Origin of the sequence: Escherichia sp. HH41S (genome assembly GCF_009820115.1) — a bacterium.
Taxonomy (GTDB): domain Bacteria; phylum Pseudomonadota; class Gammaproteobacteria; order Enterobacterales; family Enterobacteriaceae; genus Escherichia; species Escherichia coli_F.
Window position 1 is genome coordinate 404,211 of sequence record NZ_VNXE01000061.1, and the last position, 14,462, is coordinate 418,672.

Sequence of the window (14,462 nt, forward strand, 5' to 3'; positions counted from 1 at the left end):
ACAGATAAAGTGTAAGAACGTAAGGTAAGTAAAAATTTATGACCATTGCACTGGAACTTCAACAGCTTAAAAAAACCTATCCAGGCGGCGTTCAGGCGCTTCGTGGAATCGATTTGCAGGTCGAAGCGGGTGATTTTTATGCGCTTCTCGGGCCGAACGGGGCCGGGAAATCAACCACTATCGGTATTATCAGCTCTCTGGTAAATAAAACCTCCGGGCGGGTCAGCGTATTTGGTTACGATCTCGAGAAAGATGTCGTGAACGCTAAACGTCAGTTGGGACTGGTGCCGCAGGAATTTAACTTCAACCCGTTTGAAACCGTGCAACAAATTGTGGTGAACCAGGCGGGGTACTACGGTGTAGAGCGAAAAGAAGCGTACATCCGCAGCGAAAAGTATCTTAAACAGCTCGATTTATGGGGAAAGCGTAACGAACGTGCGCGTATGTTATCGGGCGGGATGAAGCGCCGTTTAATGATTGCTCGTGCGTTAATGCATGAACCTAAACTGCTGATTCTTGACGAACCGACCGCAGGCGTGGATATCGAACTTCGCCGCTCAATGTGGGGATTTTTGAAGGATTTAAACGACAAAGGCACCACCATCATTCTTACCACGCACTACCTGGAAGAAGCAGAAATGCTGTGCCGCAATATCGGCATTATTCAACACGGTGAGCTGGTGGAAAATACCTCGATGAAGGCGCTGCTGGCGAAGCTGAAATCGGAAACTTTTATTCTCGATCTCGCGCCGAAAAGCCCATTACCGAAGCTCGATGGCTATCAGTATCGACTGGTCGATACCGCTACGCTGGAAGTTGAAGTGCTGCGTGAGCAGGGGATTAACAGCGTGTTCACGCAGTTAAGTGAGCAGGGGATTCAGGTATTAAGTATGCGTAACAAAGCTAACCGTCTGGAAGAGCTGTTTGTTTCACTGGTTAATGAAAAACAAGGAGATCGCGCATGATGCATCTTTACTGGGTGGCACTAAAAAGCATCTGGGCGAAAGAGATCCATCGCTTTATGCGTATCTGGGTGCAGACGCTGGTGCCACCGGTCATCACCATGACCCTTTATTTTATTATCTTCGGTAACCTGATTGGTTCGCGCATCGGCGATATGCATGGCTTCAGCTATATGCAGTTCATCGTGCCGGGGCTGATCATGATGTCGGTAATCACCAATGCCTACGCCAACGTCGCTTCATCATTTTTTGGTGCCAAGTTTCAGCGTAATATTGAAGAGCTGCTGGTTGCACCCGTACCGACTCACGTGATTATTGCCGGATATGTCGGCGGTGGCGTAGCACGCGGACTGTTTGTTGGTATTCTGGTGACGGCAATTTCACTGTTTTTTGTGCCGTTTCAGGTGCATTCGTGGGTATTTGTCGCTTTAACGCTGGTGCTCACGGCGGTGTTATTTTCCCTTGCTGGATTGCTGAACGGCGTGTTTGCCAAAACATTCGATGACATCAGCCTGGTGCCAACGTTTGTGTTAACGCCACTCACGTATTTGGGCGGGGTCTTTTACTCCCTGACTTTGCTGCCGCCGTTCTGGCAGGGACTGTCGCACCTGAACCCGATCGTTTATATGATCAGTGGTTTCCGCTACGGCTTCCTCGGAATCAATGATGTGCCGCTGGTCACTACCTTTGGCGTACTGGTGGTCTTTATTGTGGCGTTTTATTTGATTTGCTGGTCGCTGATCCAACGTGGGCGTGGTCTACGTAGCTAAGGCTATTTCCTCTCCTCTGGATTCGGGGGAGAGGAGTTTTGACGACTATCACCCTTTATCAACCATGGTCAGGGTAGACTGATTTTCGGCTAAGGAGGAAGGCGATGCTAGGTTGGGTTATTACCTGTCACGATGATCGGGCGCAAGAGATACTGGATACGCTGGAGAAAAAACACGGGGCGCTTCTTCAGTGCCGGGCCGTGAATTTCTGGCGCGGATTAAGTTCTAATATGCTCAGCCGTATGATGTGCGATGCTCTGCATGAAGCAGACTCTGGCGATGGGGTGATCTTTTTAACTGATATTGCCGGAGCGCCGCCTTACCGCGTGGCTTCGCTATTAAGCCACAAACACTCCCGCTGTGAAGTGATTTCTGGGGTAACATTACCGTTAGTTGAACAGATGCTGGCCTACCGTGAAACATTATCCAGCGCTGAGTTTCGCGAGCGAATTGTCGAACTGGGTGCGCCGGAGGTCAGTAGTCTTTGGCACCAACAACAAAAAAATCCGCCTTTCGTCCTCAAACATAATTTGTATGAGTATTAACCCGCGATCCTGATGACGCTTTTGCTACAATAAAAGCGTTGTTTCATCCCTGGTTATTTTTTCATGTATAAACAAGCTGTTATTCTCCTGCTGATGCTGTTTACCACAAGCGTCAGTGCCGCATTACCTGCCCGTTATATGCAAACCATCGAAAATGCTGCGGTCTGGGCGCAAATTGGCGACAAAATGGTGACTGTAGGGAATATTCGGGCCGGACAAATCATTGCCGTGGAGCCCACTGCCGCAAGTTATTACGCATTTAATTTTGGCTTTGGCAAAGGGTTTATCGATAAAGGTCATCTCGAGCCGGTTCAGGGGAGACAAAAAGTTGAAGACGGTTTGGGTGACCTCAACAAGCCGCTGAGTAATCAGAACTTAATAACCTGGAAAGATACGCCGGTTTATAACGCGCCGAGTGTGGGCAGTGCGCCATTGGGGGTACTGGCGGACAATTTGCGTTATCCGATTTTGCATAAACTGAAAGACAGGTTAAACCAAACCTGGTATCAGATCCGTATTGGCGATCGACTGGCCTTTATCAGCGCGCTGGATGCCCAACCCGACAATGGCCTGCCGGTGCTAACCTATCATCATATTCTGCGCGACGAAGAAAACACCCGTTTTCGCCATACTTCGACGACCACCTCGGTACGCGCCTTCAATAACCAGATGGCCTGGCTGCGCGACAGGGGATACGCGACACTGAGCATGACGCAGTTGGAAGGTTACGTGCAGAATAACATTAATCTCCCGGCACGTGCCGTGGTGATTACCTTTGATGATGGTCTCAAGTCGGTTAGCCGCTATGCGTATCCTGTGTTGAAACACTATGGTATGAAGGCGACGGCATTTATTGTTACCTCGCGCATCAAACGTCACCCGCAGAAATGGGATCCAAAATCGCTGCAATTTATGAGCATTTCTGAGCTTAACGAAATTCGTGATGTATTTGATTTCCAGTCACATACTCATTTTTTGCATCGGATAGATGGCTATCGCCGCCCCATATTACTGAGCCGTAGTGAGCACAATATTCTGTTTGATTTTGCGCGATCGCGTCGGGCGCTGGCGCAGTTTAATCCACATGTCTTGTATCTTTCTTATCCGTTTGGCGGTTTTAATGACAAAGCGGTGAAGGCGGCACGTGAAGCCGGATTTCATCTGGCAGTGACCACCATGAAAGGCAAAGTAAAACCGGGGGATAATCCGTTGTTACTAAAACGGCTTTATATCTTAAGAACGGATTCGCTGGAGACGATGTCGCGGCTGGTGAGTAACCAGCCGCAGGGGTGATTATCAGGCCACCTGAACTGGAATCGCTTTCGCGGTACGTTTCATTTCATTGTCGCCTTCAAAATAAGCAACGTTGGGTCGCCATGTACGGGCTTCTTCATCCGGCATAGTGACGAAGCTGGCGATGATGACAATATCGCCGACGCTGGCGCAGTGGGCCGCCGCACCGTTAACAGAAATAATTCTCGAACCGCGCTCTGCCGCGATGGCATAGGTGGAGAAACGCTTGCCGTTGGTGACATTCCAGATATCAATGGCTTCGTTTTCGAGAATACCGGCTGCGTCAAGAAAATCCTGGTCAATGGCGCAAGAACCTTCATAGTGCAGGTCCGCATGAGTCACTTTCACGCGGTGGAGTTTGCCCTGCAGCATCGTGCGAATCATAACTTCTACCTTTCTACCCTGTCGTTAACGAAGCAGGCGGTGCCTGCTTTGAGGAAATTCTCACGCAGTATTGCCCGATTTTTGTTTAGTGTCTACTCATCTGACGGCATTTGCATCAGCAGTTTGCGTACCGTGCCGAAGCGAGCCATGTAACACATGTAACCAATTGAAATTTCTCTGAACGCTGCTCGGTAAACACTAAAGAGGCGGCTGACGACGGCGCGCCTTGACTGGATACTGCCTTCACGCAAGACAACACGGAAGGCAGGGAAGATGGATGCACCGAGTACCACACCGCATGATGCGGTGTTTAAACAATTTTTAATGCACGCGGAAACGGCTCGCGACTTTCTGGATATCCATTTGCCAGCGGAGCTACGCGAACTGTGTGACCTCGACACGCTGCATCTTGAGTCGGGGAGTTTTATTGAAGAAAGCCTGAAAGGGCACAGCACTGACGTGCTCTATTCCGTGCAAATGCAGGGTAATACGGGCTATCTACATGTTGTGATTGAACACCAAAGCAAGCCGGACAAAAAAATGGCGTTTCGTATGATGCGTTATTCTATTGCCGCCATGCACCGGCATCTGGAGGCTGACCACGATAAGCTGCCGCTGGTGGTGCCGATTTTGTTTTATCAGGGCGAGGCCACGCCTTATCCACTCTCAATGTGCTGGTTTGATATGTTTTACTCGCCGGAGCTGGCGCGACGCGTCTATAACAGTCCTTTCCCGCTGGTGGATATCACTATCACACCGGATGACGAAATCATGCAACATCGGCGGATTGCGATTCTCGAACTGCTGCAAAAACATATTCGCCAGCGCGACTTAATGTTATTGCTGGAGCAACTGGTCACGCTGATTGACGAAGGGTACACTAGCGGAAGTCAGTTAGTTGCCATGCAAAACTATATGCTGCAACGCGGTCATACTGAACAAGCGGATTTGTTTTATGGTGTGGTGAGAGACAGGGAAACGGGAGGGGAGTCTATGATGACGTTGGCGCAGTGGTTTGAAGAGAAGGGAATTGAGAAGGGAATTGAGAAGGGGATTGAGAAGGGGATTCAGCTGGGAAGACAGGAGGAAAGGCAAGAATTCGCCCTGCGTCTTCTGAGTAAAGGAATGTCTCGGGAAGACGTTGCAGAGATGGCAAATTTACCTCTTGCTGAGCTTGATAAGCTGATTAACTAAATTGCCTGCGATATGAATAATCGCTTACAGACGTCATCGCCATGATGTGGGGCAAATTAATAATTGGCGCCATCAGCCGTAGCGCCAGTTATACTCGTCATACTTCAAGTTGCATGTGCTGCGTCTGCGTTCGCTCACCCCAGTCACTTACTTATGTAAGCTCCTGGGGATTCACTCGCTTGCCGCCTTCCTGCAACTTGAATTATTTAGAGTATAAGTATTACGCCAGTTCGACGATTTTGTTGTCGATCAGGCGAGCATCGCCAAGCCAGGCGGCTACCAGAATCACCGCTCGTTTGCTGTTTTCAGCGATTTCCAGCAAGGTGTCGGCATCGCGAATCTGAATATCATCGGAACGGAAACCTTTTTCATTCAGTTCTTGCCCGGCAATAGCAATAATTTCATCGAGATCCCGTTCGCCAGCCTGCAATTTGTCGGCAATTGAACTTAAGACCTTGTACAGACCCGGCGCAATTTTACGTTGTTCCGCCGTCAGATAGCCGTTACGGGAACTGAGCGCCAGACCGTCTTTCGCGCGCATAATCGGCACTCCGACAATCTCAATATCAAAGCCCATGTCGGCAACCATTTTGCGGATCAGCGCCAGTTGCTGAAAATCCTTTTCACCGAAGCAGGCGATGTCCGGCTGGACCAGGTTGAACAGTTTGCTGACGATGGTCGATACGCCGCGAAAATGTCCTGGACGGCTGGCACCTTCCAGCATGGTGGAAAGGCCTGGAACATCGACATAGGTGTGGGTTTCTGTACCGTTCGGATAGATCTCTTTTACCGAGGGAGCGAAAACCAGATCCACTTTACGTTTGTTTAGCTTCTCGCAGTCTTCCTGCAAGGTTCGTGGATAACGAGCCAGATCTTCCGGGCGGTCAAACTGCATCGGGTTAACGAAAATACTGACGACGACCACATCGGCGCGGGCTTTGGCTTCGTCGACCAGCTTCATATGACCATCGTGCAGGTTACCCATAGTAGGCACCAGCGCCACGCGTTTGCCTTCCATTCGCAGGCGGCGAATTTGCTGACGCAGCAACGGCAGGGTTTCGATAATTAACACAACGTGACTCCTCAATGGAAACTGTGTTCTTCGCCCGGATAAACACCGGACTCCACTTCAGCTATATACTGACGCACTGCTGCGCGGATGTCGCCCGTTTCGGCAAGGAAATTTTTTGCAAATTTAGGGATATGGCCGCCGGTAATACCGAACGCGTCGTGCATCACGAGGATTTGCCCGTCGGTGACGTTGCCCGCGCCAATACCGATTACCGGAATCGCCAGCGCTTCGGTAATGCGTTTCGCCAGTTCAACCGGCACGCATTCCAGCACCAGCAACTGTGCACCAGCGGCTTCTAAGGCTAACGCATCGCTGAGCAGTTGATCGCCCGCTTCATCGCCACGCCCTTGTACTTTGTAGCCGCCAAATATATTCACTGACTGTGGGGTTAAACCTAAATGACCACACACCGGAACTGCGCGTTCAGTCAGCATTCGTACCGTCTCAACCAACCATGCGCCGCCTTCAATTTTGACCATATTGGCTCCGGCACGCATTACTGTGGCGGCATTTTCAAAGGCCTGTTCCGGGGTGGAATACGCCATAAACGGCAGGTCGGCCAGTAGCAGGCAATTTGGTGCGCCACGACGTACGGCAGCAGTGTGGTAGGCGATATCTTGAACGGTTACCGGGAGTGTGGAGTCGTGCCCCTGAACAGTCATGCCCAGCGAATCGCCAACCAACATCACGTTAAGTCCTTCTTCGGCAAACAATTTAGCGAAGCTGTAGTCGTAAGCGGTTATTGTCGCGAAGCGTTTTTTGTCCTGTTTGCATTTCTGCAATGAAGCTATGGTGGTCGGTTTCATAACGTGTCCTGATAAATGATGTTGTGCTGTTTGCATTTTATCAGTCACATTGGTGGGGGCAATGGTTTCTCTGTTGTTGCACCGCCATTATCAGGCGGTGCAACGATGCTATCAGGGGTAGGTCACCTGAAAAGTACTGGTGGCTTTTAACTCACCTGACTCTATAGGAATATTTCCGTCTTGTTGTAAGGTCGCCTGGAAATGAAGAGGTTGTGAAGTACCGTTACCCTGATTTGGGTAAATCCCATCAGTGGTATCATTTTCCGTTTCGTAATCTTTATAAACAGATGTTGAAACATTGGGTTCCAGTATCATTTTTACACTTTTGTTGGTGGCTAACCCTTCAATTAATACACCAACTCCTTTTGCCGCATCATTACCTGTGAGCGTATTACCCAGAAGTTTCTTGTTTTCTGTGCCGATTTTTGTGGAGACGAGTTTTGTTTCAATATTACGAACACGGATGCAGTTTTGTAAGTTAATATCAAAAGGAACTGGGGTTGCCCCATTTTTTATTTGTTGGGAAGTATATTCACCCATTTTTACTGTTGAGCCACTGACAGCCGAACCACTCAAAACGGAGGTGAAGCATGTAGGTAATGTAATTGTGATATTAGTTAGATCAAAATCTATAAAAAGAAAATGACTATGTTCATTAATGCCAACGCCAGCGCCTTCAGCATGAAAAGCATAAAGATAGTCGCTAGTACGTAACAATTGAACCTTTTGGTTTTGTACAGGATCGAAAGAGGAGTCAGTATAAAATTCGACAGTGAGGCTCTGCATTACACCACCAATTGCCCAATACTTACTCGTTGAGTTTGCCTTGTTACATCCGTTTCTCTGAAGGTCCGGGTCAGCTACATAGAATGAAAAGTATTGCTTAGCAGCATCTCCAATATAAAGACCATTTGCGCTGATATTAGATTTTACCCAAGCTGACCACACGTTGAAAATTGATAATGTGTAATAGAGACCTGGAACAGATGTTTTAAATAATTTATGACCATTGTAAGTGAAACCAGAGTCAACCATTGCATTTGTAAGTGTCATCGGTCCACCACTGGCATTATTACTGGTGTTACAATAAATAACTCCATTTCCTACACCACCAAGTGCACTATCTAATTGTGCCCAGTATAGTTTTACTCCCGTTTGGTTAATGCCTGAACCTGTAGGTTTATAAAAAACTAAATTGTTTGCGATAGTGTTGTATCTGAAAGTTGCTTTTCCATTACCTGAGGGCCCAGCCAGACTAGTGGGCGATGGGGGGGGATTTCCTACAACAAAACCAGTGTTAGCCGCGAAAGAAATACTAGAAAGAGATAATAAGAGCAGAATGCAGCACTTTAAAAATGCTTGCGTTTTATATACGATTTTTAGCGTTAACATATTATTATCTTCTTATATTAGAGGTTACTCATAGTAGACGTCGACCAGTACAGTACTTTTGACTTGACCGGATGTAATGTTAAGTGCTGGGTTAACTTTTTGCATTCGGGTATAAAATTTCCAGGATGAGTTATTCATCTCTGATGACATCACCGGATAAATTGAACGAGAAATGCCAGCTGTATTCAGAACATTGAAGGTGTTTGCCGGGTCCTGGATAGAAAAGATAACGACGCCAACATTACTGGCCCCCGAGACGTTCTCATTATTAAATATTTGCCTGGAGCCTGTTGCCATTACACCGCTAAGAGGGCGGAATTCAATATGCAACTGATTGAGTACATCTCCTGTTCCCTGAAATGCACAGTCTGTCACCGTGATGGTAAATTCTTTTCCGCCAGGGTGATAGTCTTCAGCAGAGGTATTTCCAGCAAAATATCCCACACCGACGACGCCAAGATCGATATTACCTTGATTGCTAATTCCGCTTTTGCAGGTGCTATTTTTGACATTAGCCGTCATATCAATATCCATTCCCGCCATGACGGGGTGTATCATTGATAATATTAACGACAGAAATAAACCTGTTCTCTTCGTCATTTTACGTTGGGTGGGATGCATAGTAAGTACCTGATATGGCGACCAGTTAGTTGTAAGTCACGGTAAATGTTGCTGGTGCAGAAAATGTGCCAGCGGTAACGTCGCTGACAGTTTTATCTTTATCAACCACCAGACGGGCGCTCATCGGATAGTCCACTACGTTATTACCTGTGGCGGAGGCAATAATCACCTCTTTATTTGCCGGTGCTGCACAGCTAAATGGAGCCGCACTTCCCGTTGCAGGTACAGAGGTGTCCCAGACTTCTACCACAACGGCGCTTGCTTTGCCGGTACCTGTAGAACCATTTGCAAAACCTGCTCCGTCATTACTCGTCCCTTCGCAAGTTGCGCGTTTGGTCAGGTTTATCAGAGCCTTTTTCCCGGGAATACCCGCGCAGTTTTTAAACTGTAATTTGAAAGTCTTAATTTTTAATTTTTTATCGATTTCAGAAATATAAACATCGCCAAAATCCACCGCAGAAATTTGTTGATTGCTATCATTAACCAGTTGTGCATCGCAAGTCCCAGTCTCAACAGTGGTAACGACTGTCAGACCGATACTGTCGGTAGCCGCATAGGATGGCGCGACTAACTGGGATGCAGCAAGAATCATACTTACGGATAATCCATAACGTAATTTTTTATACATCATTATTGTCATCCTTGTTATTGATAGGTGAAATTAAAAGTTGCCTTAGCACGAAAATTACCTGGCATGCCTTGACCCGCACTTGTTTCACGCAATGCAACGGTCATTGAGAGACCGTCTGTATTGATTTCTGTCAAGCTCCAGCGAATTTTCTCTGCGCTGTTAGGGGTCAGAAATGTAGAATCATCAGTATTTATTTTTTTTATTCCCATACCAATATAGCTGGTTGTTGAGGATGTATCTGATGATAATGGCGCTATCAATTTTGGGGCGCTGCCAGACTTATTCCCTGACAGCGTTGTATCAATCCAGCTGATGCCACCGCTACAACCACTGGCGATCAGTTTAAAGTCTGCCTGGGCTTCGGCTGTTTTATTAACTATTTTATCCAACCCCATATTAGGTATACGTAGTGTGTAATTATCGTTACCATCATCTGTAACACTTGAGCCATTCAGTGCAGTGAGAGTAATATTACAGGTTGTCGCCTTCACCGTTGCGGTGAAATCAACATTAATATCTGTAGCAAATACTGAAGGTGAAAATAATATACCCATCAGTATTGTCAATTTATATGGTGTCATTTTTATCATGTGGAGCCCTTGTGGTTACTGAATCTGACAATTAATTCCATTGATGATAATCGTTTGTGCGATCTTTTCTGCTTCTGCGTTTTGTTGATAATGGGCCAGGCAATTTACGGGCTTACCTGCTTCGAGCCATTTAATCTGGATATTACCCTGTTGACGGATACCACGTACAAAAGCTTGCCCGCCCTGGCCGACATTTCCAATATTATTGCCTTGCTCATCATAAATATCCGCAGCAAATGGAATGTTACGACCGTCGCTACGTTTAATATTCATAATCGCTGATTGCCCCTGTACCGTTTCAAAACCAGCGAAGATGACAGAGCCCTGACGCGGTACGGCAACAGTACTGGTACTTTTCAATTCAACATCGTTCTCAAGATCGTTAATATCCAGAGCGATGCGGTTTTCATGATATGGCGACAGGGCGCTGGTTACGCCATAGCCCCAGCGATCTACAGTGCTATTACCGTAGTTGATACGGGCGCCTTTTGCTCCGGGGGCCTGAACCACTGCCAGAGTGTCGGAATCACTAAAGCTGTCGTTACTGAATGTGAGGCCTCCACTGTGTAGCACAAAACCCCCGTCGGTATTGAGCGAAAACTGACGGCTATTATCACTACTTGCGGAAACCGAACCGGCCAATGTTCCCCATGGGGATTCATAACTGGCATAACCCCCGATATAACTTAAATCATCGGTGGATTTATTCATCGTATAGCCAGTATTCACGCTGTAACTGATGCGATTGTTATCGTTGTAACCACTGCTACTGATATTTAGTTGATTATTACCTTTAAAATCGCTGTTTAGCTGAGTGTCAATATTCTGGAAACCTGAATCACGGTGTTCTGTCCCCAGGAGTTTTTCAATTGGAATGGTGAAACTGAGATAGATACTATCATCGGTTTCACCATCTTCATTCCAGGAACGCTGAGCACTAATGCTATAGCTGCCCCAGGAGGCACTATTGCTGTAGCCAATGGAATAATTGCTTTGATTTTGGCCGGAAGCCCAATAGTCGGACCAGCTTCCTGAAAGATAAAAGGAGCCGTAATCTTTTTTCTCAAATTTCAGCGGTTGGTTAATACTGACCGTAACCTGATTTTTCATGCGCGAGTAATTCCGCATGGATTGCGGTTCAAGCTCTTGCTCTGGATGCTTCACTTCATCAATGAGTGTTAAAGCGTCATTAAGACCAAGATAATTCTGCGTTGAATAGCGGTAGGCCGCGATATTTAGCGACGTACTGGTATCTTCGAACAATTTGTTCCACGATAAACGATAGCTCTGCCCTTGGTATGTTTTATCTTCAGGGATGCGGACATTGGAGTGAGTGACATCGAAAGAAAAAGCACCCAGGGACGTATTTAAACCAAGTCCCAATAATCCGGCAGTATAGTTATTATCGGTGAGCTGAATACCTGTATACGCGGTCAGATAGTTGTTTAGGCCATAGTAGTAGCTGGCCTGAAATAAATTAGGTTCATCCTGAATATCGTCCTTTAATACCTGACCACCACTAATATCCCAACGACCAACGCCAGGACGTAGCATTTGCACTACCGATGAAAACGGCTGAGAGAAAGTCCGCTTTGAGCCATCAGCTTCTTCAATCGTGACAATGAGGTCGCTGCCATAGCCTGATGGACTGAGATCATCAATAGTAAATGCGCCTGGTGGTACTGTTGTTTCATAGATCTTATAACCGCTCTGAGTGATAGTCACTTTTGCGTTAGTGTTGGCGACACCATGAATAACTGGAGCAAAACTGGCTAATGCAGGGGGAAGCATCCGACTGTCGCTGTATAAGCGAACGCCACGAATGCTGACGGAATCAAAAGTTTCCCCAGTGGTATAGGATTCACCAATAATTAATTGCGAACGTAGTGATGCAATATCGCGCTGCAGATACCGATTCTGAAAGTTGTAATCGCTACCAGAATCGTTCATCCAGTTGTAGTTACCTGAAGCGCGCATTCGCCATGCGCCTAAATTCACACCACCATTAAATGAGGCATAAAGGCTGTCATTTTTTCTGCCAGGGCTTTCACTGTGATAACCATTAACGTTATATGAAAGCATGGCAGCATTAATACCATTTTCCCATAATGACGGATCAACATAGTTTTGGTAATTTTTCATGACCCATGCCTGTGGGACATCAATATCCAGTCGTTGATCATTCACATCATAGCGCACAGATGATTGCGGGATAATTTCGGTTAGATTGAGGCAATCACCGAGCTCTTCATCTCGCTCGAGTAGTACCGCATTTTCACTATCAATATCTGGTTGGGTAATGTGAAACTGCAATATATTCTTTTGGGTGATACAAGCCTGGGCATTTTTCTTCCCGTCAATAACGACAAAAGGGATACTTTGGTTAATGACGGGTTGATCATTAACATAAACATTTACGTCGTAAATACCGGGTAGCGTAGGGTTACCTTCACTGTACCGACTAAGGTCGATATTTGAAGCATCACGCCCCATCAGGAAGGTATGGTCATATTCAACGTGTTCAGCACTTATGCTAAAGGAACTATAAAGCAGCGCACAAAGCGTAGCGATCTGCGTGAGGTTATGAGGATGAATTATTGTTATTTTTTGCACGTTTCGCTTCCTGCTGCGTAATATCCCTTGCCTGATTACAGAGTTGCATTGCCTTCTATGGCTCCGCCAAAATCATTAATGGCGTAGAAATGAACTTTTGCAGAGCTTGATTTGCCACTCATACCGTTCACTTTGATGACATCGTTACTGAATGGCGCAATCATTTTTACGTCGAGTGGATAGCGCTTGCTGCTGGTTTCTAAATCACCACTGCTAAATGAGACGTAATAAGGCGTAGGGTTTGTTACTTGCAAAGCTGTTTGGCCTCCCGCAGTTGCCCATGACCATTTAAGTGCTAACGGCGCGTCAGACGGATTGCCCTTTAACCCTTCAGGGCGATAAAACAATTTGATACGGGTACGAAATGCCAACTGCAGCAGGCTTTGATTTGTAGCTGTTGCGGCATCTGGTTTTGGAGGAACTTCCAGTACGTTAAACCAGAACACACTTTCTCTATCTTTTGGCAGGACGCTACTGGCGGTGTACATCAGTTTGATAGTTTGGCCGCGTTTTGCATCAATGCGTGATACGGGCGGAGTCGCAGTAAAGGGGACGGTAATACTGCCAGGCTCAGCATTGTCATCGCCGGTATCCAGCCAACTTTGAACAAGTAATGGGTTATTGCCTTTATTTTCCAGACGAACGCTGACACTTTTTTGGTCGCTTTTATAGATTACGCGTGTACCGGAAATTACGATATCTGCTATAGCTGATGAGCTAAAAGCTACACAGGTTGCGAAGCATAATGCTGCTGTATGTTTAGTGTTGAAAAACATAAACCATTCCTGGCAGAGTTAAAAAAAACAGGGAGTAGTATGAAATATCAATATTATTCCCTGTATGTATTCAATTCATGAATATGGATGGAAATGCTTACTGATAAGTAACGGTATATGCAGTGTTAGTTTTCACATAACCAGCAGTGCCTGGTTGGCTCGCATCTGCACGAACATAAGATGCTTTAAAGTCATAAGTTGCGGATTTAGAAGTTGCATCCAGTGCTTTGGAATAGATATCGCCAGGGTTGTTGATTTTAACCTGTTTGATAGCAGAACCTTCGATATTGTGCAGAGCAATATTAACACCGTCCGATGGCGTATTAATTGACATATCATTATTCAGCGTTCCTTTACTGTTACCAAAGAAGACTGAACCGAAAGTCATTTTTGCTGTGCTGCCTGGTGCCGGATTAGCTTTACTACAGTCAACAGTAATGCTGAATGGTTTAGCTTTAGCACCAACGGTAGTGTCCAGCACACCCTCAGAGATTTCTCCAACGGTTGCAGTTTGCAGCAGGATCAGGCCATCTTTGTTACCGCCGTCTACGCGGGTTTCACAGGTATTATCAACAACCAGACCACTGATATTTAACTGACCACCGTCCATATCAGCAGAAGCGGAACCTGCAACCATTGCCAGCATAAGACCAGAGAGCGCAAAACCTAATTTTTTAGACATAAAAATCCTTGAATCATATTCCATGAGTTTAGCTTTAATCAGACCTCCTCAAGCAGGAAGTCTCGATAAAGAAAAGGTGAATGGTTTGTTAATGATGGATGCTTGGATTTACCGAATGTAACATCTGTTCA

At 46.4% G+C, this 14,462-nt stretch carries 15 protein-coding genes; 5 read left to right on the plus strand and 10 right to left on the minus strand.

The genetic code is table 11. The features are described from left to right. Positions 1 to 38 precede the first annotated feature (38 nt). The 4 genes from FQZ95_RS11610 to FQZ95_RS11625 all read left to right on the plus strand — a co-directional run bounded on the left by FQZ95_RS11610 (position 39) and on the right by FQZ95_RS11625 (position 3,570). Complete coding sequence (locus tag FQZ95_RS11610; protein WP_000150637.1) at positions 39 to 965, plus strand: ABC transporter ATP-binding protein; 927 nt, start codon at positions 39 to 41, stop codon at positions 963 to 965. After that, complete coding sequence (locus FQZ95_RS11615; RefSeq protein ID WP_000972203.1) at positions 962 to 1,732, plus strand: ABC transporter permease; 771 nt, start codon at positions 962 to 964, stop codon at positions 1,730 to 1,732. Before FQZ95_RS11610 ends, FQZ95_RS11615 begins: the two co-directional genes overlap by 4 nt. 104 nt (positions 1,733 to 1,836) lie before the next feature. After that, on the plus strand, positions 1,837 to 2,277 hold the full coding sequence (locus FQZ95_RS11620) for a PTS sugar transporter subunit IIA (protein ID WP_160530207.1): 441 nt from the start codon (positions 1,837 to 1,839) through the stop codon (positions 2,275 to 2,277). A gap of 63 nt (positions 2,278 to 2,340) precedes the next feature. Further along, positions 2,341 to 3,570: a polysaccharide deacetylase family protein gene (locus FQZ95_RS11625; protein WP_032183224.1), complete on the plus strand. Its 1,230-nt coding sequence runs from the start codon at positions 2,341 to 2,343 to the stop codon at positions 3,568 to 3,570. Between the two features lie 3 nt (positions 3,571 to 3,573). Here the strand turns inward: FQZ95_RS11625 and panD are convergent, their stop codons facing one another. Further along, entirely contained in the window at positions 3,574 to 3,954 is a 381-nt protein-coding gene (panD, locus tag FQZ95_RS11630) for an aspartate 1-decarboxylase (protein ID WP_000621515.1), read from the minus strand. Between the two features lie 273 nt (positions 3,955 to 4,227). On the opposite strand from panD, the gene FQZ95_RS11635 reads away from it, so the two are divergent. Continuing rightward, positions 4,228 to 5,148 carry an Rpn family recombination-promoting nuclease/putative transposase gene (locus tag FQZ95_RS11635; RefSeq protein WP_105277294.1) on the plus strand — a complete coding sequence of 307 codons (921 nt, stop codon included), beginning with the start codon at positions 4,228 to 4,230 and terminating at the stop codon, positions 5,146 to 5,148. Positions 5,149 to 5,368: 220 nt separating this feature from the next. On the opposite strand, the gene panC is transcribed toward FQZ95_RS11635, so the two are convergent. The 9 genes from panC to FQZ95_RS11680 form a co-directional block, all read right to left on the minus strand. Beyond that, positions 5,369 to 6,220, minus strand: coding sequence for a pantoate--beta-alanine ligase (gene panC / locus FQZ95_RS11640; protein WP_000905376.1), 852 nt, complete (start codon positions 6,218 to 6,220; stop codon positions 5,369 to 5,371). Between the two features lie 11 nt (positions 6,221 to 6,231). Further along, complete coding sequence (panB, locus tag FQZ95_RS11645; RefSeq protein ID WP_000805466.1) at positions 6,232 to 7,026, minus strand: 3-methyl-2-oxobutanoate hydroxymethyltransferase; 795 nt, start codon at positions 7,024 to 7,026, stop codon at positions 6,232 to 6,234. 111 nt (positions 7,027 to 7,137) lie between these two features. Next, positions 7,138 to 8,418: a fimbrial-like adhesin gene (locus FQZ95_RS11650; protein ID WP_000956756.1), complete on the minus strand. Its 1,281-nt coding sequence runs from the start codon at positions 8,416 to 8,418 to the stop codon at positions 7,138 to 7,140. A gap of 24 nt (positions 8,419 to 8,442) precedes the next feature. Further along, positions 8,443 to 9,039 carry a fimbrial-like protein gene (locus tag FQZ95_RS11655; protein WP_160530208.1) on the minus strand — a complete coding sequence of 199 codons (597 nt, stop codon included), beginning with the start codon at positions 9,037 to 9,039 and terminating at the stop codon, positions 8,443 to 8,445. Between the two features lie 25 nt (positions 9,040 to 9,064). Then, on the minus strand, positions 9,065 to 9,670 hold the full coding sequence (gene yadL, locus FQZ95_RS11660) for a fimbrial-like protein YadL (protein ID WP_160530209.1): 606 nt from the start codon (positions 9,668 to 9,670) through the stop codon (positions 9,065 to 9,067). Between the two features lie 14 nt (positions 9,671 to 9,684). Further along, the gene (locus FQZ95_RS11665; protein ID WP_115738814.1) at positions 9,685 to 10,260 is read right to left on the minus strand and encodes a fimbrial protein; all 576 of its coding nucleotides are present in this window, start codon (positions 10,258 to 10,260) and stop codon (positions 9,685 to 9,687) included. A 15-nt stretch (positions 10,261 to 10,275) separates the two neighbouring features. After that, the gene (locus FQZ95_RS11670; protein WP_160530210.1) at positions 10,276 to 12,873 is read right to left on the minus strand and encodes an outer membrane usher protein; all 2,598 of its coding nucleotides are present in this window, start codon (positions 12,871 to 12,873) and stop codon (positions 10,276 to 10,278) included. A 35-nt stretch (positions 12,874 to 12,908) separates the two neighbouring features. After that, complete coding sequence (locus FQZ95_RS11675) at positions 12,909 to 13,649, minus strand: fimbrial chaperone (protein WP_000465913.1); 741 nt, start codon at positions 13,647 to 13,649, stop codon at positions 12,909 to 12,911. 97 nt (positions 13,650 to 13,746) lie between these two features. Then, entirely contained in the window at positions 13,747 to 14,331 is a 585-nt protein-coding gene (locus FQZ95_RS11680; RefSeq protein WP_000038430.1) for a fimbrial protein, read from the minus strand. Positions 14,332 to 14,462 lie beyond the last annotated feature (131 nt).